The sequence below is a fragment of the Actinomadura rugatobispora genome (assembly GCF_055379765.1).
On the sequence record NZ_AP029191.1, the window covers coordinates 4,053,485 to 4,074,664 of the forward strand.

Consider the following 21,180-nt stretch of genomic DNA (forward strand, 5'->3'; position numbering starts at 1 on the left):
CTGCCAGGACACAGTGTTGGCCGCAGCAGTCAGGGCTGCCCCCAACACACCTTGCGAAGTCCTGGTCGCAGCCGTGCGTGCACGGAGTCCTCACGATTCGACGTCGACGCCCGTGACGAACCGTGCCTGCGGGGAGCAGAGGAAGGCCGCGGCCTCAGCAATGTCGTGCGGGATCCCGGTGTGGCCGACCGGGATCTTCGCGATGAGCTTCTGCTGGGCCCGCCGGTTCATCGAGGCCGGCATCGGCGTGTCGATCAGCCCGGGTGCGATCGCGTTCGCCGTGATGCCGTGCCGGGCGCCCTCCAGTGCGACGGTCCGGGTCAGCCCGACGATTCCGGCTTGGCGACGTGGCCGAAGTTCCCGCGCCAGGTCATCGAGGACGGCGAGAGCACCCGGCCGTAGCACTGCTCCTTCATGATCGGCAGTACGACGCGGATGCCGTAGAAGGCACCGGCGAGGCCGGTGTCGACGACGGCGCCGGTCCTCGTCGGAGATGTCCTCGGCCCGGTTGTCACGGATGACCGGCGTTGTTGACCAGAATGTCGATCGCCCCAGTTCCGTCACGGTACGCCGTATCCACTGCTGGACCTGTGCGGAGGACCTCACGTCGACGGTGGCCGCATGGGCGCGCACCCCGTGGTCCCGCGCGATCTCCTCGGCGACTGCGTCGGCGTCGGCCAGCGGGACACTCGGCCCCTCGGCGGCGAAACGCTCGGCCATCGCATTGCCGAGTTCCCGCGCGGCGCCGCTGATGAAGGCGACCTGGTCAGCGAACCTGGGCATGGCATCCCCTCCGGCCGGTGAAGAACCTCTCGACGTTCTCGGCGACACTCGAGTCGTCCCAGTGCCGGGCGAACACGTCCAGTTCCGCCTGAAGGGCCTCGCGGACCGGCAGGCCTTTGGGGCCACCCCGGCGGCGCGTCAGTTCGGCGGCGGCCGTTCTGGCCTTGTCACGCACATCCACCGCGTGCAGCCATCCCGAGTTCGCGAACCGTTCGGCCGGTATGGATGGCGGTCAGGATGAGCCACCGACCCCGCGGGGCAGCCGGACGCTCGATGCGGCTGCGGGCACGAGCCCGTTGCGGACGATGCGATGACGATGTCACATGCCGGCGCGAGTTCGATCCCACCGGCGACGGCGTGCCTGTGCAGCGCCGCCATTACGGGTTTCGGGCACCGTGCGAGCTCCGTGACGCACGCGGACACCTCGGCCAGGAAGTCGACCGGCCTTCCCCCGTTCCGTTCGATCGCGAGCAGATGCCGCGGATCGGCTCCTGCGCAGAACCCGGCCGCGGAGGCCAGCACACGGGTGCGAGGGTCGCCGATCGCGGCACGCACTGCCTTACGCAGCGTCCGGACAAGTTCGCCGTCCATGGCGTTGCGGCGCTCCGGGCGGTTGAGGATCAGCCGGCGTAGGGGGCCTTCCTGTTCGGTCAGCACCGTCCGGGCCGCGCACAGCAGTCGGCGTCGCACCTTTCCGCTGGGCGTCTTCGGCAGCCCGTCCACGAACCGGATGCTCCGTGGATACGCGTGCGCGGCGTGGCGTTCCTTGACGAACTGGCGGAGTTCGTCGGCGAGACCGGCGCGGGGAGGATGCCCCCGGGCGGGTGACGACCATCGCCTCGATGACCTCTTCCCCGTACCTCGTCGGGCACGGTGAACACGGCGCACTGCGCGAGGACGGACTCCACCTCGAACGGGCCAATGTGTACCTGGCCATGATGATCACATCGTCGTCCCGTGCGGAGAAGGCGAACGCGCTCTCGGTGTCACCGCGCCAGATGTCGCCGGTGACGTACCAGGGTTCGCCGCCCGCGAACCTGCCACCGGAGTCGGGGTCGCCGACGCAGGCCGCGCCCTGCTGTCAGCCGGACTGCCCACCAGGGCCATCCTGCCCCGCGGCGGCACGGCGCCGCTGTTGGACCCGCATCCCTCGCTGCTCGCCTCCCTGGACCGCGAACTCGACAGGCTGGACATCAAGATCGACTGCAAGCGCCGCGCCGGGGACACGCTCGTCTGCCGGAACCGTGGTGCTCACCGGAGTGCGGGTGCGGAGGATGAACGCGGTCATGGAGCCGTGGGTGCGAACCTGCCGCCGTGAACGCGCCCTTTGCAGTGGCCCGGATGCGTCCGATACCCGGCTCACCCCGTACCACGAGTCCGGAACCCGTACCGTCCGCCGCCCGAGCATCGCCCCTCATCGAGAGGTGGACGACAGATCGACCGGCCGATCCAGCGGGGGCAGCGGCGCCCTACGCTCGGCACGTGAGCCACCCCGCACGCGCCGCCGTGCTCGAGGAGAAGACGGTTCCTTCGTCTGGATCGGCGTCCAGGTCGGGCCCCGTCCCGACGACGAGGTCCTGGTCCGCCTACTCGTGACCGGCGTCTACGTCACCGACGCCCCGATGCGCAGGGGACTGATGTCGGTCCCGTTGCGGGTCGTCGTCGGGGCCCGCGCCGCCGCCCAGCGTTGGCGCACGAGAGGGCGCAGTTCACGATGACCGGAGAAGCCCGTCCGCGGGGACATGAACACCACGACCGCCACCCTCTCGTGGCGCCGCGAAGGACGTGATAACCGATGACCAGCCCTGCCACGACGAGCTGGCCGAGCCTGCGGGTCTCGGACTGGACCCCCACCCGCGACACCCTGCACATGTGGACCCAGATCGTGGGCAAGATCCGCATGGCCCACACTCCGCTGGTCAACCACTGGTGGCAGGTGACCCTGTACGTCAGCCCGCGCGGGTTGACGACGTCGGCCATCCCGCACCGCACAGGCGCCTTCGAGATCGAGTTCGACTTCGTCGGCCACCGGCTCGAGGTCCGCAGCAGCGACAGCGGCACGCGGAGCCTCCCGCTCCGGCCGATGCCGGTCGCCGAGTTCTACACCCGGATCCTGGACACGCTCGACCAGCTCGGGATCGAGGCACCGATCCGGCCGCACCCCAACGAGGTCGAGCCGGCGATCCCCTTCGCCGAGGACCACGTCCACGCCTCCTACGACGGCGAGGCGGCCGCCCTGTTCTGGCGACAGTTGCTGCAGGCGAACCGGGTGATCGGCGAGTTCCGGTCGCACTTCGTCGGCAAGGTCAGTCCGGTGCACTTCTTCTGGGGAGGGATGGACCTCGCCTGTACCCGCTTCTCCGGGCGGGCGGCTCCGCCGCACCCTGGTGGAGCACCCAACTGCGGGGACTGGGTCATGGTCGAGGGCTACTCCCGGGAACTGTCCAGCTGCGGGTTCTGGCCCGGCGGTGGAGAGGAAGGCGCCTTCTACTCCTACGCCTACCCCGAACCCGATGGGTTCGCCGATCAGCCGATCGGCCCCGAAGGGGCCTACTTCAGCACCGAGTTCCAGCAGTTCCTGCTGCCCTACGAGGCCGCCCGCGCCGCACCCGACCCCGACCGCGCGGTCGCCGAGTTCCTCCACACCACCTATGAAGCCGCCGCGAACCGCGGACACTGGGACCGCTCCGCGCTGGAAGACAACCCCTTCCGGTGGCATCGAACCCCTGCACCTCAAGGTAACAAGGATGCCTGACCGGGCCGGACCGCTGGCCCCACCGCGGGCTCGATCCTGACCGCTGCCTCGCCGTCCGCGACCTGACGGCCTTACGCGGCCGCTACGCCATCGTCCGGGGAGGCGATGGTGCACGCGAGCCCGAGCAGCTCCCCGTGCAGTCGCGGCCCGGGTACGAGGAGTGACTTCCAGCATCGGGACGGCAGATGAACGATGTCGCCTCCACCGTCCCCGGACACCTGGGAGAACGGGCTGTTCCGGCCTCCTGCGAACACTGAACCGCGGGTCCTCGTTCACCGGTCCCGTGACGACGAGCCCGCGCAGCACTGGGCGACACGGGAGAAAGGACCGACACATGCTGCTGGCGCGGCTCCCGGACGGTCGGGATCTCGAATACGAATCGTTGGGTCCGGAGTCGGCCCCGGTCGTCCTGTTCCATCACGGGATGCCCGGTTCCGCGGTTCCCATGGACACGGTGCTCGCTCCCGTGCTCGAGCGAGGGTTCCGTGTGGTCACCTACTCCCGGCCGGGCTACGGCCGGTCCACCCCCGTCCCGGGCCGGACAGTGGCCGAGACGGCGGCGGACTGTGCTCGCCTGATCGACCACTTGGGTATCGCTCGCTACTGCGGTTTCGGTTGGTCCGGCGGAGGCCCTCATGCGCTGGCGAGCGCCGCGGTGGACGCCCACCGTGTCTCCGGTGTTCTGATCAGTGCGTCGTTCGCTCCCCCCACCGCGCCGGGTCTCGACTTCGTCGCCGGCATGGGCGAGCAGAACGGCATCCAGTTCAGGAGCCTGCAGGAGGGCGATCGGGCGGCACGCGCGGTCGTGAGCCGGATGGCGGCCGCGGTCCGTGGGAACCGGCCCGAGGACGTCACCGCGCAGCTGTCCTCCCTCTTTCCGGATGTGGACGTCTCCGTGATGACGAGTGGCTTCGGCGCGGACAACGCCGCGAACATGGACCACGCCCTGGAGGCGGGGAACGAAGGGTGGCTCGCCGACCTGAAGGCGCTGGGCGGCGACTGGGGCTTCGACCTCGCCGATGTCGTCGCCCCCGTCGAGCTGTGGCACGGGGAGCTGGATCGGATGGTCCCCGTCGCCCACGGCGAGTGGCTCTCCCGCAACCTGACCGATGTCCGAGCCCACCTGGAGCCTGACCACGGTCACGTCTCGCTCACCGTTCAGAAGGTCGGATCGATGCTGGACGCCCTGACGTCTCGTCTCAACCGATGACGTGAGAAGAAGCGTCCGCTCCGGCGGTCAGGTGATCGCCCCGGCGATGGCGAGGACGAGGAATGAGGTCATGTCCAAGGGCTCGCAGGTGCGTCATCGATCATCGGCACACCGCCGGGTCAGTCACCGGCCGTGCTGAACCGCAGGTCGCCCGCGAAGTCGATCCGGGCCAGGTCGGCGCGGGAGGTGATGCCCAGCTTGGTGTAGACATTGGCGAGGTGGTGGCCGACTGTGCGAGGGCTGATCAACAGTTGCGCCGCGATCTCCCGGTTGGTCAGACCGTCCGCGGCCAGCCGCGCGACCCGCAGCTCCTGCGCGGTCAGCCCGGCTGCCGTTGGAGGACCGGGTACGCGGGGGGCGGCCGGTCGTTCGGTCAGGGCTTGCTCGCGCAGCGCCCGCGCCCGCAGTGGTTCCGCACCCAGGCGGTCGAAGGCCTCGGCTGCTCCGGCGAGTTGGAGGCGGGCATCGGCCCGGCGGCGCGCCCGCCGCAGCCACTCCCCGTACAGCAGCAGGGTGCGGGCGTACTCGAACGGATTACCCGCCGCTCCCACGACGTCCAGAGCGGCTCGGAACGAGGCCTCGGCCGCCGATCCGCCCTGGACGAGGGCGCGGAGACGGTGGCCGGCCGTGCGGGCCCACGTCGCACCCGTACGCTGCGCCCACTCCTCCACCATGACGACCTGAGCCTCGACGACGTCAGTGTTCCCGACCTGCACCGCCGCCTCGACGGTGTCCACGGCGGCGAACAGCGCGCAGGTGGGGTGAGCGGCCTCGTGGCCGGGCTCGGCGAGACACAGCAGGTCGTTCAGGGCCTCCTGGGGACGACTGTCGAACAGCGCCGCGCGGCCGCGGTACCAGTACGCCGCGGCGCTGAGCGCCCGTACCCCGCGCGGAACCGAGACCTGCAGGATCCGGGTGGTGTGCTCGGCGACGGCGCGGCTGTCGCCCTGGGCGGCGGCCAACGATCCGAGGGTCGCGTGGCACTGCGTCGCCACGTGATCCGCCCCGGCCTCCTCGGCCAGCTGCAGCCCCTCGGTCGCCGCTGCCTCGGCGGCACCCCACCGGCCCGCACCGAGGTCGAGGACCGCGGTCTGAGAGCGCACCACTGCGAGTGCGGCGAGCTCGTGCCGACGCCGCAGCTGTGCGGCCTGCACACGCAGCACGTCGAGCAGCCCGTCCTCGATGCCCCAGGCCTGGACCAACGGTACGGGCGGGAGCAGTTCCCACGCGGCCGTGCCGAGCCGGCCGACCGTGCCGCTGGCCATGCCCAGGAGGGTGGGGGTGACCTCACCGGTCTCGTCGTAGCAGGACCACCAGTTCCGCAGCACGGGCAACAGCTCCGACAGGGCGGGATCACCGTCGGCGTCCACGGCCCGCACCTGCTGGAGCGCCTCCTGCTGTAGGTCGGGCCGGCCGGCCGACCACGCGGCGCGGACCGCCAGCGTTCCCAGTTCCACCGCGCGGCGGGTCTCGGGGACCACGGCCATGTCGCAGACCAGGTAGCGGTGGGCACGCTCGGGCATGCCGTTGGCGAACTCGAGGATTCCGCGCAATCCGCCGCTCAGCCGGGCGACGGGAAGCTCACCGCACAGGCCCTCGGCGTCCTCGAGCAGCTGCCGCGCGGTCTCGGCCCGGCCGGCGTCCCACGCGGCACGGGCGGCAGCGGCCAGCCTGCGCCCAGCCGCGGCCGGCGTCGGCGAGAGCTCCGCGGCCCGGCGCAGCGTGCGGGCCGCCATCGGACCCGCGCTGCGTCGCAGGCACTGCTCGGCGGCCTGCTCCAGCAGTGTGGCGACGTCCTCGTCCGGCCCGTCGGCGGCGGCGGCCAGGTGCCAGGCCCGTTCCGCGGTGGCGTTCGCCGGCAGGGCGGTGGCCAGCGCCCGGTGCGCGGCCTGCCGGTCCAGGAAGGGGGCGCCGTCGTAGACCGCCGCCCGGATCAGCGGGTGCCGGAACTCCAGCCGGGCCCCCGAGACGCGGAGCAGCCCGGAGCGCAGGACCTCGTCCCAGGTGATCGTGTCGACCCCCCACGCGGTCCCGGCGCGATGCACGACGTGCCGGTCACCCCGGTCCTCGGCCGCGGCCAGCAGCAACAACGCCCGAGCCGGCGGCGTCATGGCCGCGGCCCGGGCGGCGAACGCCCGCCGCAACCGCGGCCCCACCGGCATCAGATCCCCGGATCGCGCGAGCGGCGCGTCACCATCGGGCTCGTGCTCGAGGGTGGGCAGCTCGTGGAGCGCCAACGGGTTGCCGCCCGCCGTCCGGATCGTGTGGTCGATCAGCGCCTCGTCGGCCCCCGGAACGGCGGCGGCCACGAGCTTCCGGGCGTCGTCGTCGGCCAGGCCCAGCACCTCCAGCGCCGGCAACCCTTCCCACGGTCCCGAGGCGGGATCCTCGTGCCCGGTGAGCAGCACCACGACCCGGTCCGTCGTCACGCGTCGCGCCAGGAAGCCGAGACACTGCGCGGTGGCCTCGTCGACCCACTGGGCGTCGTCCACCACGACGAGCACCGGTCGTTCCTGAGCGAGTCCGCTGACCAGCGACAGCACGGCCGCGCCGATGAGGAACCGGTTGGCCGTGTCCCGGCTCAATCCCAGCGCCCCGCGCAACGCCGCGGCCTGCGGGGCGGCGAGCGTCTCCAGCCGGTCCATGACCGGCCACAGCAGCTCGTGCAGCGCCGCGAACGCGAGCCCCGCCTCCATCCGGGAGCCCCGGCACCGCAGCACCGTCGCGTCGGACGCGGCCTCGACGGCGTACTCGAGCAGGGCGGTCTTGCCGATACCCGGCTCGCCCCACAGCACGAGCCCGGAGCCCGCGCCATCCGCCGCCCGATCCAGCAGCCCGTCGAGGGCAGCCGTCTCGGCGTGCCGCCCGAACAGCTCCATGTCCCACCCCAAAATGTCGCGCCGGGCCGCGGTGATATACCCGTTTCGAGGCTACAGCCCGTTCTGGCCATCGGCGGCAACCGATTGACCAGCCGATCCGGGCAAGGCCGCGGTGCGACGACACTCGTTCCCGTGATCCCTCCGTGTGGACGGCTTCCGGCAGGTCGGCTCCTCCGCGACCACGGCCGAGCCGGGGAAGTTCGATCAGCGGTTCCGGTATCACGTCGGCGCCGAGTACGTGATCGTCGCCCCGGGTTCGGGGAGCCGGCGGCCCGCCTTCGACCACGACCGGCTCGCCATCGCCCTGTCGAGTGGCGCCGGGCCGGGACCCACTGGCACCCCGGCCCGCGCCGACGAGCCGAGCGCCCCCGACTAACGCCCGCTCGAGCTCAACGGACCATGCCGACCTCTCCCTCTCAAAGGAGAACCTGGCCAGCCCAGGCGCCTACCAAGCCGCATCAGCACGCACGCCGCGGCGAAGCGACGGACACACGCGCCAGTTCGTCTCGGGACCCGGATCGACCGCCGGCGGCCTGCTGCTGGTCGGCACCGGTTACCTCGTGGTGGAGACCCTCGTCGCTCTGCTCTACGCCGTCCTGGGCTCCCAACTGCGGCGCATCGTGATCTCCGCCCGCGCCGACCGCCTGGTGGCGCGAGTCACCGGTGTCTGCCTGATCGGCTTCGCCGCCTACCTCGGGACGAGCCGGCGACCTACCTGAGCAGGTGGTGTCACGGCGCCACGCTCTTCCTGAACCGTCTCCAGTGGTGCGTCCTGCGCGCAGACATCAGGCTGGGGGGACGTCGCTGTCGGAGAGGATGTGGCCGACGTTGGCGACGAGGGATCTGCTCTTGTCCTTGCCGACGGGGACGAGGCTACAGCGATCGCAGTATGAGGGACAGGCCGTAGTCGAAGCGTTCGTTGAACGAGGCGTCCCCCAACTGCGGCAGCACCTTGGCCAGTGAGGGAAAGCCGCCCGTGCCGACGGCCTCGGCCAGGCGGCCGTCTTCCGATAGTGGGGCCGCCTGTTCTTCTTGGGCCAGCCCCAGCGTGAAGTACACGATGGTCCAGCAGGTCCAGGCCGCTTTCCGCGCGTCGAGGCCGCCGTCGAGCAGGGCCTCGACCATGGTGTCGGCGAAGTGCAGGGTCGCGGGTTCGGCCGCGTAGGTGCCGGTCACGACGGCGGCCCCATCGCGGTGCGCCAGGAGCGCGGCGCGGTAGCGGTGTGCGAGCTCGTGCACCCGTTCCTTCCAGGGGGCGGGGAGATCTCGCGTGGACGCCTCGCCGACGATCGCGTCGGCCATGAGCTCCAGCAGGTGGGCCTTGGACTTGGCGTGCCACAGCACGGTGTTCATCCGTACGCCCAGGCGCTCGGCGATGGCGCGCATCGACACCGCCTCGATGCCCTTGTCCTCAAGGATCTCCAGCGCCGTCCGGACGACCGCCTCTTGCTTTTTGGTCACCGACCAAGTCTATTGTTGGTCACTGACCAAGAGGAGGGTTTCATGGACCAGGTCATCGTGGTCGGAGCGGGCCCGGTGGGACTGTGGCTGGCCGCCGAGCTGCGGCTGGGCGGCGTGCAGGTCATGGTGCTGGAGGCCCGGCAGGAGCGCGATCCGCATTCCAAGGCGCTCACCATCCATCCCCGCACGCTGGAGATCCTGGCCTTCCGCGGCATCGTGGACCGATTCCTGGCCGAGGGCCCGCGCATCCCCAGCGGCCACTTCGGCGGGCTGGACGACCGCATGGACTTCAGCGTGCTGGACACGCCGTTCCCCTTCACGCTGGCGCTACCGCAGGCCCGCACGGAGGAGCTGCTGGAGGAGCACGCGCTCGCCGCGGGCGCCGCGGTACGGCGCGGCCACCGTGTCACCGGCCTCGCCCAGGACTCCGACGCGGTGACGGTGACCGCAGAAGGCCCGGCCGGGCCGTACACGCTGACGGCCTCCTACGTCGTGGGCTGCGGCGGAACGGCCAGTGCCGTCCGCCAGGCGGCGGGCATCGGCTTCCCCGGCACCGGCACCACCGTGTGGGGCTGGCTCGGCGACGTCGTGCTCGACCGGCCCCCGGCGGGCATCGCCAACCTGTCCGGCCCGCACGGCGGCCTGATGATCGCTCCACTTCCGGGCGGCGTCCACCGGATCGTCGGCAGCGACCCCGCCGGTGTCCGGTCCGACCGGCCGGGCGAGCTCACCCTCGACGAACTGCGCGCCAAGGTCACCCGCATCGCCGGCACCGACCACGGCATGGGCGACCCGCGATGGCTGTCCCGCTTCGGCAACGCCACCCGCCAGGCCGAGCGCTACCGGGCCGGCCGGGTCTTCCTCGCCGGGGACGCCGCGCACATGCACTTCCCGACCGGCGGCGTCGGCCTCAACGTGGGTGTCCAGGACGCCACCAACCTCGGCTGGAAGCTGGCCGCGACCATCACCGGGGCCGCAAAGGACGACCTCCTGGACACCTACCGTGCCGAACGCCACCCCGTCGGCGCCGACCTGCTGGTCAGCACGCGGGCGCAGACCGCGCTCATGACGGCGTTCACCCCCGAAGGACAGGACCTGCGGGCGCTGCTCAGCCGCCTCATCGCCACCGTGCCCGAGTTGTCCAGGGAGCTGGCGGAACGCTTGTCGGGACTCGCGGTCGCCTATGACCGCCCTCCGGGTGCGCATCCGCTGATCGGGAGGCGGGCACCCAATCTGCGGCTGCCGGACGAACTGTTCACCCTGCTCCACCCGGGTCGCCATGTGCTCCTGGACCTGACGACCACACCTCACGAAGGATGGCCGGCGGCCGCGCTCATCCGCCCCGACGGCCACGTGGCCTGGGCTGGCGACGACCCCTCCAAGGCCCCGCGAAGCTAGACGGCTCCTCCGGCCCGTTGCCGCCGGGCCGCCGACCATGCCTCACCGGAGGCCACCAGCAAGACTTCCACCGCCGCTGCGCGTGGGCGTACGAAGAACCGAGCCGTCCGGCGAAGGTCAGCCTGCCTCGATCCATCCGCGCCGCGACTGCCCGCCCGGCTACTGCCCACTGCACCATCCGGCACACCGCTGAGCTGATTCTCCCGAGCGGCCCCATCCGGACCACGTGCCGTTGCAGTACAAGCCCGCGACCGATACGGCGACCGATTCGCAAGCGCGGGCGGCCGACGTAGGTTCGGCCACGCTGAAGCGGCCTTTGGCCCACATCCCGATAAGGGAATCGACTACACCACCCGGCACGTCCTCGAGAAGAAGACCAGCAACGGCAGCTATGGAGGGAGCGGCCGGCTGGAGACACCAGCCAGACCGAGTACCACTCCGCCTGGAACGGCCCGGCCCCGACTACCGCTTGCCGGAAGGGCCCCCTTCCACACCTGACGCAGTTCGACCGTCATTGCGCACCGAGACCAAGGACCAGGACATGGCAACCGTCACCGTCGGCACAGAGAACAGTGCCCCCATCGAGATCGCGTACACCGACCGCGGCAGCGGCCAGCCCGTCGTCCTGATCCACGGCTATCCCCTGGACGGGGCGAGTTGGGAGCGCCAGGAGCGGGACATCATTGACGCCGGCTACCGGGTCATCACCTACGATCGCCGAGGCTTCGGGGATTCGACGAAGGTGGGAAGCGGTTACGACTACGACACCTACGCCGATGACCTCAACGTCCTGCTGAGAACCCTCGACCTGCGTGATGTCATCCTCGTCGGCTTCTCGATGGGAACGGGAGAGCTTGCCCGCTACGTCAGCCGCCACGGCCACGAGCGCATCGCGAAGCTCGCTTTCCTCGCTTCGCTCGAGCCGTTCCTCGTCAAGACCGACGACAACCCGACCGGATTGCCCCAGGACGTCTTCGACGGCATCGCGAAGGCCGCGCAGGACGACCGCTTCGCGTGGTTCACGCAGTTCTACGAGAACTTCTACAACCTCGACGAGACGCTCGGTTCGCGCATCAGCCAGCACGTCGTGACCGCCAACTGGAACACCGCCGCGAAGTCGGCGCCGGTCGCCGCGTACGCCGTCGTGCCGTCCTGGATCGAGGACTTCCGCCGCGACGTGGAAGCCGTCCGCGAGAGCGGGAAGCCGGCGTTCATCCTGCACGGGACCGCGGACCGGATCCTGCCGATCGACGCGACCGCCCGACCGTTCCGGGATCTGCTTCCCGAGGCGGAGTACGTCGAGATCCCCGGTGCTCCGCACGGGCTCCTGTGGACGCACGCGGACGAGGTGAACAGGCCGCTGCTCCGCTTCATCGTCGAGGGCTGAGACACCGGTCGCCGACGATGGCCGGCGGCGAGGGAGGAGATCGACATGATGAGGAGCACGCTGCCGGGCGGGCTCGAGGGCTCGCGCATCGGCCTCGGGGCCATGGGGATGTCGGCGTTCTCCCTGCGGTTCATGCCGGCCGGGTGGTCTGTCGACGGTAGTGGACGGTCCGGGCCCCGGCCTGGTGACGTCGTCGCCACCGCGACCAGCGAAGCCGGTGCATGGGACGGACGACGCGCGCGGTGAACGGGCGCTGGGTCTCGTCGCGGGCCGGCATTTCTCCCGGGGCGGGTTCGCGAGCAGGCCGAGGGCCGACTCCTTGGCGTGCCGCCTCGGCTCGGCGGGGGCGAACCGAGGCGGCGAAGCGGCCCATCAGGACCTCGGACGGTCGCTGCCGGCGGGCAGCATCCACGCCGCGCCCCTGCGGACTGGCCGCACGCGTGTCCGTAGCGCCCACAGACCAGGGCCGAGGAGGAGGCGGCCTGCTGTTCGATCGGTCAGGCGGGCTGCTTCTCCATATGTGCGAGGACGCGGTTCGAGATCCGGGCGAGCGTGCCGAGTTCTTCATGGGTGAGGGCGTCGATGAACAGTCGGCGGACGTGTTCGACGTGCATGGGCGCGGCGTCTTCGATCGCCTTGCAGCCGGCCGAGGTGGCGACGATGAACGCTCCGCGTCCGTCGTCGGGACATTCTTCCTTGGTCACCAGTCCGCGCTTCGTCATCCGCCCGACCTGGTGGGACTTCGTCAGGCCCATGAAGCGCATCCGCCCGCCGTCGATTTCGGTGAGTTCGGCCACCACGATGTAGTCGGAGGCGGACATTCCGGAGTCAGCCTGGACTCGGTCCGATGAGCTTCTCCTGCATGCGAATGAAGCTGTCCCAGGCGGCTGTCTGCTCCGAGGTCGGCCAGCGAGACGTTGCGTTCAACGAGATTGTTGACAGCTCTTCCATCCGGCAGGCGTGGCCGATTGTGAATCAATGCTCAGAACGTCCGGGACGCCGCAAGCATCGGATTCGGCTCGCCGCAGGCATCGAGATTTCGATGCACCGCCTGAGGCCCGTGGACGCAAAGCGCTAGAAAGGGAATCCCATGAGCACCGAGAACAAGGCTGGACTCGACGCGCTGCTGACGCCCGAGGAGAGCGTTCTCGTACTGATCGACCACCAGCCGTTCCAGTTCGCCAACCTGAACAGCCACGAACCGACGATGGTCGTCAACAACGTCATCGGACTCGCCAAGGGCGCCAAGGTGTTCGACGTCCCGACCATTCTGACGACCGTTCTGGAGGAGCGCGGCGGCCTCCTCCTCCAGGGTCTGCAGGATGTGTTCCCGGAGCAGAAGCCGATCGACAGGACCTTCATCAACACCTGGGAGGATCAGCGCGTCGTGGATGCCGTCAAGGCGACCGGACGCAAGAAGCTGATCATCGCCGGCCTCTGGACGGAGATCTGCGTGGCGATGCCGGCCATACAGGCCGCGGGCGAGGGCTTCGAGGTCTTCGCCGTCACCGACGCCTCGGGCGGTGTCTCGAAGGAGGCGCACGACATGGCCGTACGGCGCATGATCCAGGCGGGCGTGGTTCCGATCACCTGGCTGGCCGTGATGAGCGAGTGGCAGCGCGACTGGGCCCGCGAGAAGACCATTCCGGCCGCCACCGAGGTCATTCTGCAGCACACCGGTGCCACCGGCGTGGCCTTCGCCTGGGAGACGCAGCTCCTCGCCGCAGGGCGCACCGGAGGCGGCGCCTGACATGACGACCGCCCCGGCTCCCATCCGTATCGGGTACTGCCTCTCGCTGACCGGCTCCCTCGCGGACAACAGCCGGTCGGCCCGTCTCGCCCATGAAATCTGGCGCGAGGACGTCAACGGCCGAGGCGGACTGCTCGGCCGTCCTGTCGAGTTCGTCCGCTACGACGACCAGGGGAACGCCGACCTTGTTCCCGGGATCTACGAGCGGCTGACCGACGAGGACAAAGTGGATCTCGTCATCGGCGGATACGGCACCAACACCCTGCTGCCGGCGATGCCGCTGATGGTGGAGCGGGAGCCAACAACGCGCTTCTCTATCCGAACTACTTCGCCATGATCCCCACCGGGCCGGACCCGAATGCCGCACTCACCGAGGGGTTCTTCGCTCTCGCCGCGGAGCAGAAGCCCCGACCGGAAACCGTGGCGCTCGCGTCCGCCGACGCCGAGTTCTCGCGCAATCCAATTCAATGCGCCAAGACGAATTCCGAGAAGTACGGCATCAAGGTGGTCCACCAGGCCATATATCCGCTGTCGACCGAGGATTTTACGCCCGCCATCGACGCGGTCCCCGAAAGCGGCAGCGATCTGTTGTTTCCGTGTTCCTACCTGGCCGACTCGATCAACCTGGCAGGTACCATCCGTTCTCATCCCTTCCGGCCGAAGATGGTCGGCGGTGCCATGATCGGCCCACAGAACACAGCGGTGAAGACGACGCTCGGCCCGTTACTCAACGGTTTCGTGAACTACGAGTACTGGGCACTGCTGAACACCTATTACCGGTGAACCCGGTGTCGACCTCCTGGGGCACCACATGGCGCCACTCGCCTATGCCCAGATGCATGTGGTCACCCAGGCCGTCGAAGCGACGGGTGGCTTCGACGACGCGAGTCTCTCGGCGTACGCACGGAAGGAACCGTCATGGGCGACGTCCGGCTCGGGGCCAAGGGCGAGTGGTCGGAGCCGCGTGTCCTGCAGGTCAGTTCCAGGGAGTTTCCGGTCAAGAGGTCGGTCAATTCCAGAACGGGACGAGGCAGATCGTCGCGTCCCCACCGGAAGCGTCTTCCGGAGAGCTCGTCTTCCCCTAGGCGAAAGCTTTCGCTGCGGAATGAAGGCGGCTGACCACAACCTTCCGGAAAATCGCTCAGGACTAGGATGTTGCCCATCTTCTCAAGAACGCTCTGGTGTACCAGATTCCCGTGAACGCTCACTTCAACGTGGGGCGCTGAAATTGCGGTGAGCGGATGTTGCCGCACTCGCAGGGTAGACAAGTTGATGCATCCAACTGGATTGACTCAGCGTGGAGCAAGGTCCACGCGGAAGGCACATGGAGGACACGTGGCAGTTGAAGTGAGTGACGTTCCCGAAGCCAAGCGGTACGAGGCCCGGGTCGAGGGAGAGTCCAAGGTCGCGGGCGTCGCGGAGTACATCCGCACGACGGAACTCATCGCGTTCGTGCATACCGAGGTCTCGCCGGAGTACGAGGGCAAGGGGGTCGGGGCGGCACTGGCTCGCACCGCCCTCGACGAGGCGCGCACCGCGAACCTGCGGGTGCTGGCCACCTGCCCGTTCATCGCGGGGTGGATCGCCCGGCACCCTGAGTACCAGGACCTGCTGTATCAGTCCCGCAGCAAGGTCAGCGACTGAACAGCCGGGCATGGCGGCGACGGAGGCAGATATGAGCAGGAGAACCGAGAAGAAGGCATACGAGGGTCAGTCGATCACCGTGACATTCGAGGCCAGGCGCTGCTTGCACGCCGCCGAATGCGTCCACGGCCTGCCAGAGGTCTTCGACCCGGGCGAGCGCCCGTGGATCCGGCCGGACGGCGCCGAGGCCGAGCGCCTGGCCGAAGTGGTGCGGCGCTGTCCCTCGGGTGCGCTGCAATACGAACTCGTGCACGGCGGGGCGGAGACCCCGGACCGGCCCACGCAGATCACGCGCAGTTCCCTCGGGCAGTTGATCGTGCACGGCGAGTTGACCGTGGACACGGCGGAAGGCCCACGCACGGAGACCAGGGTCATTCTGTGTGGCTGCGGGCAGAGCCGCCTTCAGCCGTACTGCGACCACGCGGGGCCCTGCGGTCAGGCACCGTCGGGCTGACCCACCCCCCAGACGAAAGAACCAGGAATCGAGCAGCGGTCATCGATGCCTCCGGCCTCGGTGAGATCCCGGACTCGATCGAACTCGCCGGCGGCCCGGAACGTCTCCTCTCTCTCGTGGCCTTCAACGCGGCCGGGAGCGGTATCCAAATCCACATGACCGAACCGGAAGTCGGCGGGCCCCAGCGCTCAGGGGCATCCTCGCCCTCATCGATGCGGGGCGGCTGCGAGTCCGGATCCAGCGGACGTACCCCCTAGGCGAGGCGGCGGCCGCGCTCAAGGTCAGCAAGTCGGGGCACCCGGGAGGCAAGTTCGTACTGCTCCCTGCGTAAGGGCGCGACACCCCGCGAACAGCGACAGCACGCACTTTCGAGTTCAGTGGCCGGTCAAGGGGCGCACGCCCATGGTCTTGGCGAAGTGGCGGCCGGTCAGGCTGCAGGGTGACGCCACGACCTGCTGCGGGGTCCCGGGTGGCATTCGATGCGGGCCGCTGCCAGTCGGTCATCGGACTCGTGCTTGCCGTTACCGCACGTCGCGCACACTCCGGCCGCTGGTCGGTCAAGCCTGGGACGCGGCGATCTGGTTCACCCGGCTGCCACGTGCCCGCCCCGGGCCGACCACCACTGCCCTCGCCGGCACCGCAGGGCTGGGAGGCGTCCTGGCGGCGCCGGTGGCTGTGGGCCCTGACGCTGTCGGAGGCCTTCGTGCAGGGCGCGTTCATGTCGGCCCGGTGTATGCCCAGCAGGATCTGAGCGGCTCCCAGGATTGGGGCCTGATCAGCCGTTTCCTGGCCGCCGGAAGCGCAGCCGGGGCCCGGCTGGCCGGCCGGATCACCATCCACCGCGTTCGCGCGGGGACCGATCACCATAGGCACCGCCATGCGCCTTTGCCTCTCGTGCTCGGCAGCGTTCTGCTCGGCGCCTTGTTGCAACCACCTAGCCAGGTGTCGAGCGCCAGCGCATGGCGATGCGGGACCTTGGCGTCGTTGACCTGGCATCGACGGTGGGCCGGGTCGACTCCGGTGGTGGACCGGCCGGGGTTTGGTCATGTGGCGCGCCGGGCCTGAGGGGCGTGCGCCCACCGCCTGTTGGGCGGTGGGCGCACGGTTTGGCCGGTCAGGTGGGCTTGCCGCCCTTGCGGGGGCGCTTCTGGCCGCTGGGAATGATCTGTCGGCGGGTGGTGTCGGCCTGGTCTTGGATGGTGGCCAGGATGTGTGCGGGGAGGTGCCGGGCGCGGAAGTGGTCGACCATGCGGTCGAGGGTGGCGTCGGCGGCGGTCTGGTCGCCGGCCTTGGCGTGGACGGTGGCCAGGCGGCGCATGGCGGCGTTGAGGGTGATGCCGTTGAGCCCGCCAGGACCGGTGGAGGCGTCGACGGCGGCGGTCAGCTGGGTGATGGCGTCCTTGGTGGCGGGTTGCCGAACGTGGATCTGGCCGTCGCGGAGGTGCTGGTAGTGGCGGCCGGCGTTGGCTCCCTGGGCGAGGCGGGAGTAGACGGCCAGGGGGTGGCCGGGGAAGCGGTCCGACAGTTCGGCCAGGGCGTCGTTGCCCGCCTGCAGGGCGGCTGAGTCCGACCCCAGCAGGGCCATCAGGGTCCCGGCCTGGTCGCCCATGAGCAGTTCGCCGGCGTCCTGGTCGTCGCCGGTACGCGGCAGCCGGATCCGGATGGTCAGGTCGGGCGAGACCACGCGGGAGCCGTCGGGCGCGATGTAGAGGGCGCGGACGGTGTAGAGGCCGGGGTCGGTGAAGTACTGGCCGTCGGCGCCCGATCCCAGGTAGGCCGAGTCATACAGGGCGGGCTGGTCGGCGGTCAGCGTGGTCAGGGTGTCGTCGCCGTGCCCCTTGCACTCGCGGGCCAGCGGCCGGAACAGCCGGGTGGCGCCGGAGGGGGAGGTGATGGCGATGGCGAGGTATTCGCTCTTGGGCGACAGGTCGCGGTGCACGGTGACATCACGGCCGTCGCGGGCGAGTTTGATCTCGACGGTGACCGGCTCGCCATAGGCGAACGGCCGGGCCGACAGGGTGAGGGCCAAGCCGGAATCGTCGACGATCGGGGCGTCCATCGCGGCCAGCGCGGCGTCCTGGGTGTTGTAGGCGGCGCTGCCCTGCGCTGCCCAGTTGGCCCCGCCGGGAATGATGTCGTAGCGGAAGGCGTGCCGCAGGTGGGCGAGCTCGTTGGCGGTGAAAGTGAACGGGAACCGGCTCCAGTAGACGTCCCAGCCGCTACTGCCGTCCTCGGCGATGTACAGGTTCCAGTAGTTCATCCATGACAGGTCGCCACGGCCGTCTCTGGGGCCGAGCGGGGCCCCGGAGACGTTCTTCTGCCACGAGTGCTGCAGGTTGAAGCAGTGGCCGAGCTCATGCACGTACAGGCCGAGTTGGAAATAGCCCGCCTGGTCGCGGATCTGGTCGTAGAAGACGGCCATGCCCTGCCGCTGCTTCCCCTCGGAGACATCGAACATGACGCCCGTGCTTCCGTTGACGTGCAGGCTGGCCACGAACGTCCACAGCTTCCACTGCTCGGTCTCGGCGTGGCCGGAGAAGTTGTTGACCATCGCGGTGTGCAGTTCGGAGTCCGACCACTTCAGGTCGGCGCCGGAATCGGCGGTGCCGACCTCGTTGACCGTGCCCGCGGTGCGCATCTCGATGCCCGCCTCGCCGAGGGCGGAGGCGATGGTCAGCCGCCGGTCGACGTAGTCGGGCGGGCCCGCCACCGCATCGTCGGCGGTGTTGTAGGAGGCCAGCGCGGCCCGCCCGGCCATCGCGTCGATCTCCACGTCGACGGTGCGCAGGTACGCCGACTCGTAGGGCAGGTCGTAGACGCCGGTGTTGCCGTCGTCGTAGCGGAACTCCACCCGCAGGTTGGGGTTGGGGGAGGTCTCCGTCACCCGGGGAATGGTGATCTTGGCGGTGCCGGTGCTGGTGCCGTTGCCGATCGGCGGTTTCCATTGTGTGTTGCCGGAGGCGGTCACCTCGGTGGCCGAGGCGGCGATCACCGGTGCGCTGACGCGGAAGGAGGAGTGGAAGTTCTGCGTCGCGCCGTTGGTGGCGTAGAAGTCGCCGCTGAACTGCCGCGTCGCACCGAGGCCGTCCAGATCGACGCGCACGGTGACCGGGTGGGGCGGGGCCGAGGTGAACCGGCCCACGATCGGCTTGTACTGCGTGGTGTAGGGCGCGGGCAGCGCGGCCAGTTCGGTCATCAGCGAGGTGAGCGCGCCGGTCTTCTCCGCGCCGGTGTTCCAGTTGAACACGCACCCGTTGCCGCCCTTGATCAGCAGGCTGCGCTTGGCGCCCGACACGCTCGGCAACGGCAGTACGTGATCGTAGTCCCGCAGCCACTCGGCCGGCAGTTTCGCCCAGCCCGCGGTGGGCTGCGCGCCGTCGTAGATCCGGCACTCCCGGGTGCAGCCCTTGACCCAGTCGATGGTGGCGACCCGGTCGTTCTTGAACACGTAGGTTGTCCACGACGTCGACTCGACCGTCGAATCCATCAGCAGCGCGTCCACGCCCTCGCGGTAATTGGCGGGAAGCAGCGTGCCCCAGGCCGGGGCGTTCGGGGCGTGCTTGAGATCGGTGACCGGTTGCTCGCTGCGGACCTTGGTGTCCCAGTGGTACCAGCACACCCGGTCGCCCTTGAACAGCAACATCTGCCAGGACCCCCCGGTCATCGGCAGCATCAGCGCGCCCTCGCAAGCGCTCTTGTACGGCTCGGGAATGCCGTTCAGCTTCCCGCTGTGAATGGTCGCGGCACCGATCGCCCCGTTGTGCTCCAGGCCCGTCACGCTGGTCTGCGCCATCTGATCGCCGCGCAGGAACATCGCCTTCCACGCCCCGGTCGGCAGCACCAGCGCCGAGTTGTACCCCGTATTCTTGATCCGCATGAACCCCACGATGACCAGCCCCCTTGCTGTGTCCCCCGGCCCCCGGCGGACCGGACCCACACACCGTCCCCTCCGCCCACCCGAAAGGGCAACCCGCCCTCAAGAGCACCACAACAACAGACCGAAAAACCCAAGCCCAAAAACCACTTACATGCCCGGGTAGGGGCGGTCGGCCGTCCCACCACCGAAGCAATCCGGCCACCATGTCGGTGAACCACGACCGATTCCACCCAAAACAATGTCGGCAAGCCGACGCGACGCGAAAACTGGATCACTTCCCATCTGCCCCGGTACGCCTATCCGAAATAACCGCCCAATCACCGAGCATGGTCAATTAGGTATTTCGCCCCACCCCAGGGCGAGGCTGCGGGGACGCATGTCGCCTGGAGCGACCCGTGGGACCGGCCACCAAGCCACACCCACCACAGACCGACACCGGTCATTGACACAGCCGGGCCACTGACCACTCAGGGCGCGCCGGCACCACCCTCGGCGACCGCAGACCCCGGTCTTCATCGAGGCGGAGAGCCTGCCCGCCCTGCTCGCCTACGCTCGCGCCCCGGCGACATCCCTCGACCGGCTGGGCCGCAACATCCCTGAGTGCCTCAACCCGATCCACGAGCTCCGCGAGCGGGACATCGGCGTGCGCCGGCGGACCGAGACGTGCCATTGGTCGGCCCGGGCGAGTATGTCTCGGAGAGCGGCCTCGGCGTGTCTTTGTCCTCGTTTGATGGGCAGGGGGCGGATCAGGTGGAGGGTCACCGATCGTCGGGCCCGGTCCAGTTCCACGTCGGGCGCGCTGCCTGCACCTCGGCGACCTGGTCCCGGAACTGGCCATAGCGCGGTGCCTACTCCCGGCTTCCCCGCACGTCCTGGAGGAACGGGCTCTCACCAGGACCTAACGCTGAATACCGATCCCTTAGCAACGGCCGGTCGCGCCGGGGAGGTGGAGCCGGGGTGTTCAGGCCTGGGCGGCTAGTAGGGCTTGCAGGTCGGCCACGACCTGGTAGGTGGTCGCCGGATGAGGGCGGGAGCCGCTCCAGTGTGCAGAAGGCGTGCGCGGCGGCGACCAGGGCGATGTGGTGCAGGCCGATCCAGGTGCGCCCTTCGAAATGGGGCAGCCCGAGAGCGGTTTGAGTTCGCGGTAGTCGTGCTCGACGCGCCAGCGGATCTCGGCCAGGCGCACCAGTTTGGGCAGCGCCGTGTCGGTGGGCAGTGTCGACAGCCAGTACTTGGCCGGTTCGTCCTGGCCCGGCGGACTCTCGGCCAGCAGCCAGCACACTGGCAGCACCTGCCCTTTGCAGTCCTCGCGGATCGAGCGACCGGCCCTGGCGGACCCGCAACGCGACAAACCGCGAGCGCAGTTCGCCTTGGCCCCGTCCCGCCAGACGAGGGTGCGCAAGCTGCGGCGCCCGGAGCGCCTTGTCCCGGGCCGAGCACCGCGGCCGCCGGTAACGCGGCACCGGCGGCCGTCCCACCCTCCGTCCCCGGCGGGCAGAGGCGGTGCGCCGGGCACCGGCCGGCAACAGCGCGGTGTCACCGCGGACGCCGACCACGTAGGCGATGCCGCGCTCAGAACGAC

The 21,180-nt window shown here is 69.7% G+C and carries 18 protein-coding genes and 1 pseudogene; 12 read left to right on the top strand and 7 right to left on the bottom strand.

Annotated elements, in window-relative coordinates:
• Positions 1-90 precede the first annotated feature (90 nt).
• Both ACZ466_RS17425 and ACZ466_RS17430 read right to left on the bottom strand, forming a co-directional pair.
• Positions 91-783: an SDR family NAD(P)-dependent oxidoreductase gene (locus ACZ466_RS17425; RefSeq protein ID WP_378280090.1), complete on the bottom strand. Its 693-nt coding sequence runs from the start codon at positions 781-783 to the stop codon at positions 91-93.
• Between the two features lie 138 nt (positions 784-921).
• Positions 922-1,671 (bottom strand): enoyl-CoA hydratase/isomerase family protein, encoded by a 750-nt coding sequence (locus ACZ466_RS17430; protein ID WP_378280092.1) that lies wholly within the window; start codon positions 1,669-1,671, stop codon positions 922-924.
• A 907-nt stretch (positions 1,672-2,578) separates the two neighbouring features.
• On the opposite strand from ACZ466_RS17430, the gene ACZ466_RS17435 reads away from it, so the two are divergent.
• Both ACZ466_RS17435 and ACZ466_RS17440 read left to right on the top strand, forming a co-directional pair.
• Positions 2,579-3,538 (top strand): DUF5996 family protein, encoded by a 960-nt coding sequence (locus tag ACZ466_RS17435; RefSeq protein ID WP_378280094.1) that lies wholly within the window; start codon positions 2,579-2,581, stop codon positions 3,536-3,538.
• Between the two features lie 334 nt (positions 3,539-3,872).
• On the top strand, positions 3,873-4,748 hold the full coding sequence (locus ACZ466_RS17440) for an alpha/beta fold hydrolase (RefSeq protein WP_378280096.1): 876 nt from the start codon (positions 3,873-3,875) through the stop codon (positions 4,746-4,748).
• 119 nt (positions 4,749-4,867) lie between these two features.
• On the opposite strand, the gene ACZ466_RS17445 is transcribed toward ACZ466_RS17440, so the two are convergent.
• Positions 4,868-7,627, bottom strand: a complete 2,760-nt coding sequence (locus tag ACZ466_RS17445) for a helix-turn-helix transcriptional regulator (RefSeq protein ID WP_378280098.1) — start codon at positions 7,625-7,627, stop codon at positions 4,868-4,870.
• A gap of 145 nt (positions 7,628-7,772) precedes the next feature.
• Here ACZ466_RS17445 and ACZ466_RS17450 point away from each other — a divergent pair, with 145 nt between their 5' ends.
• Entirely contained in the window at positions 7,773-8,003 is a 231-nt protein-coding gene (locus ACZ466_RS17450) for a hypothetical protein (RefSeq protein ID WP_378280100.1), read from the top strand.
• A 184-nt stretch (positions 8,004-8,187) separates the two neighbouring features.
• Positions 8,188-8,346, top strand: coding sequence for a hypothetical protein (locus ACZ466_RS17455; protein WP_378280102.1), 159 nt, complete (start codon positions 8,188-8,190; stop codon positions 8,344-8,346).
• Positions 8,347-8,500: 154 nt separating this feature from the next.
• On the opposite strand, the gene ACZ466_RS17460 is transcribed toward ACZ466_RS17455, so the two are convergent.
• A complete protein-coding gene (locus ACZ466_RS17460) occupies positions 8,501-9,088 on the bottom strand; it encodes a TetR/AcrR family transcriptional regulator C-terminal domain-containing protein (RefSeq protein WP_378280104.1) in 588 nt (195 codons plus the stop codon).
• Between the two features lie 42 nt (positions 9,089-9,130).
• Here ACZ466_RS17460 and ACZ466_RS17465 point away from each other — a divergent pair, with 42 nt between their 5' ends.
• Positions 9,131-10,486, top strand: coding sequence for an FAD-dependent monooxygenase (locus ACZ466_RS17465; protein ID WP_378280105.1), 1,356 nt, complete (start codon positions 9,131-9,133; stop codon positions 10,484-10,486).
• A gap of 541 nt (positions 10,487-11,027) precedes the next feature.
• Positions 11,028-11,873 carry an alpha/beta fold hydrolase gene (locus ACZ466_RS17470; RefSeq protein ID WP_378280107.1) on the top strand — a complete coding sequence of 282 codons (846 nt, stop codon included), beginning with the start codon at positions 11,028-11,030 and terminating at the stop codon, positions 11,871-11,873.
• 497 nt (positions 11,874-12,370) lie between these two features.
• Here the strand turns inward: ACZ466_RS17470 and ACZ466_RS17475 are convergent, their stop codons facing one another.
• Positions 12,371-12,694, bottom strand: coding sequence for a MarR family winged helix-turn-helix transcriptional regulator (locus ACZ466_RS17475; RefSeq protein WP_378280109.1), 324 nt, complete (start codon positions 12,692-12,694; stop codon positions 12,371-12,373).
• A 269-nt stretch (positions 12,695-12,963) separates the two neighbouring features.
• On the opposite strand from ACZ466_RS17475, the gene ACZ466_RS17480 reads away from it, so the two are divergent.
• The 6 genes and pseudogenes from ACZ466_RS17480 to ACZ466_RS17505 all read left to right on the top strand — a co-directional run.
• The gene (locus tag ACZ466_RS17480) at positions 12,964-13,623 is read left to right on the top strand and encodes a hydrolase (protein ID WP_378280111.1); all 660 of its coding nucleotides are present in this window, start codon (positions 12,964-12,966) and stop codon (positions 13,621-13,623) included.
• A 1-nt stretch (position 13,624) separates the two neighbouring features.
• Positions 13,625-13,960: an ABC transporter substrate-binding protein gene (locus ACZ466_RS17485; RefSeq protein WP_378280113.1), complete on the top strand. Its 336-nt coding sequence runs from the start codon at positions 13,625-13,627 to the stop codon at positions 13,958-13,960.
• Entirely contained in the window at positions 13,957-14,406 is a 450-nt protein-coding gene (locus ACZ466_RS17490; protein ID WP_378280115.1) for an ABC transporter substrate-binding protein, read from the top strand. The genes ACZ466_RS17485 and ACZ466_RS17490 overlap by 4 nt, the downstream gene beginning before the upstream one ends.
• A gap of 552 nt (positions 14,407-14,958) precedes the next feature.
• Entirely contained in the window at positions 14,959-15,267 is a 309-nt protein-coding gene (locus ACZ466_RS17495; protein WP_378280117.1) for a GNAT family N-acetyltransferase, read from the top strand.
• A 31-nt stretch (positions 15,268-15,298) separates the two neighbouring features.
• Positions 15,299-15,721, top strand: coding sequence for a (4Fe-4S)-binding protein (locus tag ACZ466_RS17500; RefSeq protein ID WP_378280119.1), 423 nt, complete (start codon positions 15,299-15,301; stop codon positions 15,719-15,721).
• Between the two features lie 169 nt (positions 15,722-15,890).
• Positions 15,891-16,052 (top strand): annotated as a pseudogene (locus tag ACZ466_RS17505) (zinc-binding dehydrogenase); the annotation flags it as partial.
• Between the two features lie 783 nt (positions 16,053-16,835).
• Here the strand turns inward: ACZ466_RS17505 and ACZ466_RS17510 are convergent.
• Together ACZ466_RS17510 and ACZ466_RS17515 are read right to left on the bottom strand one after the other, a co-directional pair.
• Entirely contained in the window at positions 16,836-19,598 is a 2,763-nt protein-coding gene (locus ACZ466_RS17510) for a hypothetical protein (protein ID WP_378280121.1), read from the bottom strand.
• Between the two features lie 961 nt (positions 19,599-20,559).
• A complete protein-coding gene (locus ACZ466_RS17515) occupies positions 20,560-20,880 on the bottom strand; it encodes a hypothetical protein (RefSeq protein WP_378280123.1) in 321 nt (106 codons plus the stop codon).
• Between the last annotated feature and the right edge of the window lie 300 nt (positions 20,881-21,180).

Excerpts from the sequence above, each read along its gene's own strand:
- ACZ466_RS17425 (WP_378280090.1), bottom strand. The coding sequence starts at position 783 with ATGCCCAGGTTCGCTGACCAGGTCGCCTTCATCAGCGGCGCCGCGCGG.
- ACZ466_RS17480 (WP_378280111.1), top strand. The coding sequence starts at position 12,964 with ATGAGCACCGAGAACAAGGCTGGACTCGACGCGCTGCTGACGCCCGAG.
- ACZ466_RS17465 (WP_378280105.1), top strand. The coding sequence starts at position 9,131 with ATGGACCAGGTCATCGTGGTCGGAGCGGGCCCGGTGGGACTGTGGCTG.
- ACZ466_RS17510 (WP_378280121.1), bottom strand. The coding sequence starts at position 19,598 with ATGCGGATCAAGAATACGGGGTACAACTCGGCGCTGGTGCTGCCGACC.
- ACZ466_RS17500 (WP_378280119.1), top strand. The coding sequence starts at position 15,299 with ATGAGCAGGAGAACCGAGAAGAAGGCATACGAGGGTCAGTCGATCACC.
- ACZ466_RS17470 (WP_378280107.1), top strand. The coding sequence starts at position 11,028 with ATGGCAACCGTCACCGTCGGCACAGAGAACAGTGCCCCCATCGAGATC.
- ACZ466_RS17440 (WP_378280096.1), top strand. The coding sequence starts at position 3,873 with ATGCTGCTGGCGCGGCTCCCGGACGGTCGGGATCTCGAATACGAATCG.
- ACZ466_RS17475 (WP_378280109.1), bottom strand. The coding sequence starts at position 12,694 with ATGTCCGCCTCCGACTACATCGTGGTGGCCGAACTCACCGAAATCGAC.
- ACZ466_RS17445 (WP_378280098.1), bottom strand. The coding sequence starts at position 7,627 with ATGGAGCTGTTCGGGCGGCACGCCGAGACGGCTGCCCTCGACGGGCTG.
- ACZ466_RS17485 (WP_378280113.1), top strand. The coding sequence starts at position 13,625 with ATGACGACCGCCCCGGCTCCCATCCGTATCGGGTACTGCCTCTCGCTG.
- ACZ466_RS17490 (WP_378280115.1), top strand. The coding sequence starts at position 13,957 with ATGATCCCCACCGGGCCGGACCCGAATGCCGCACTCACCGAGGGGTTC.
- ACZ466_RS17435 (WP_378280094.1), top strand. The coding sequence starts at position 2,579 with ATGACCAGCCCTGCCACGACGAGCTGGCCGAGCCTGCGGGTCTCGGAC.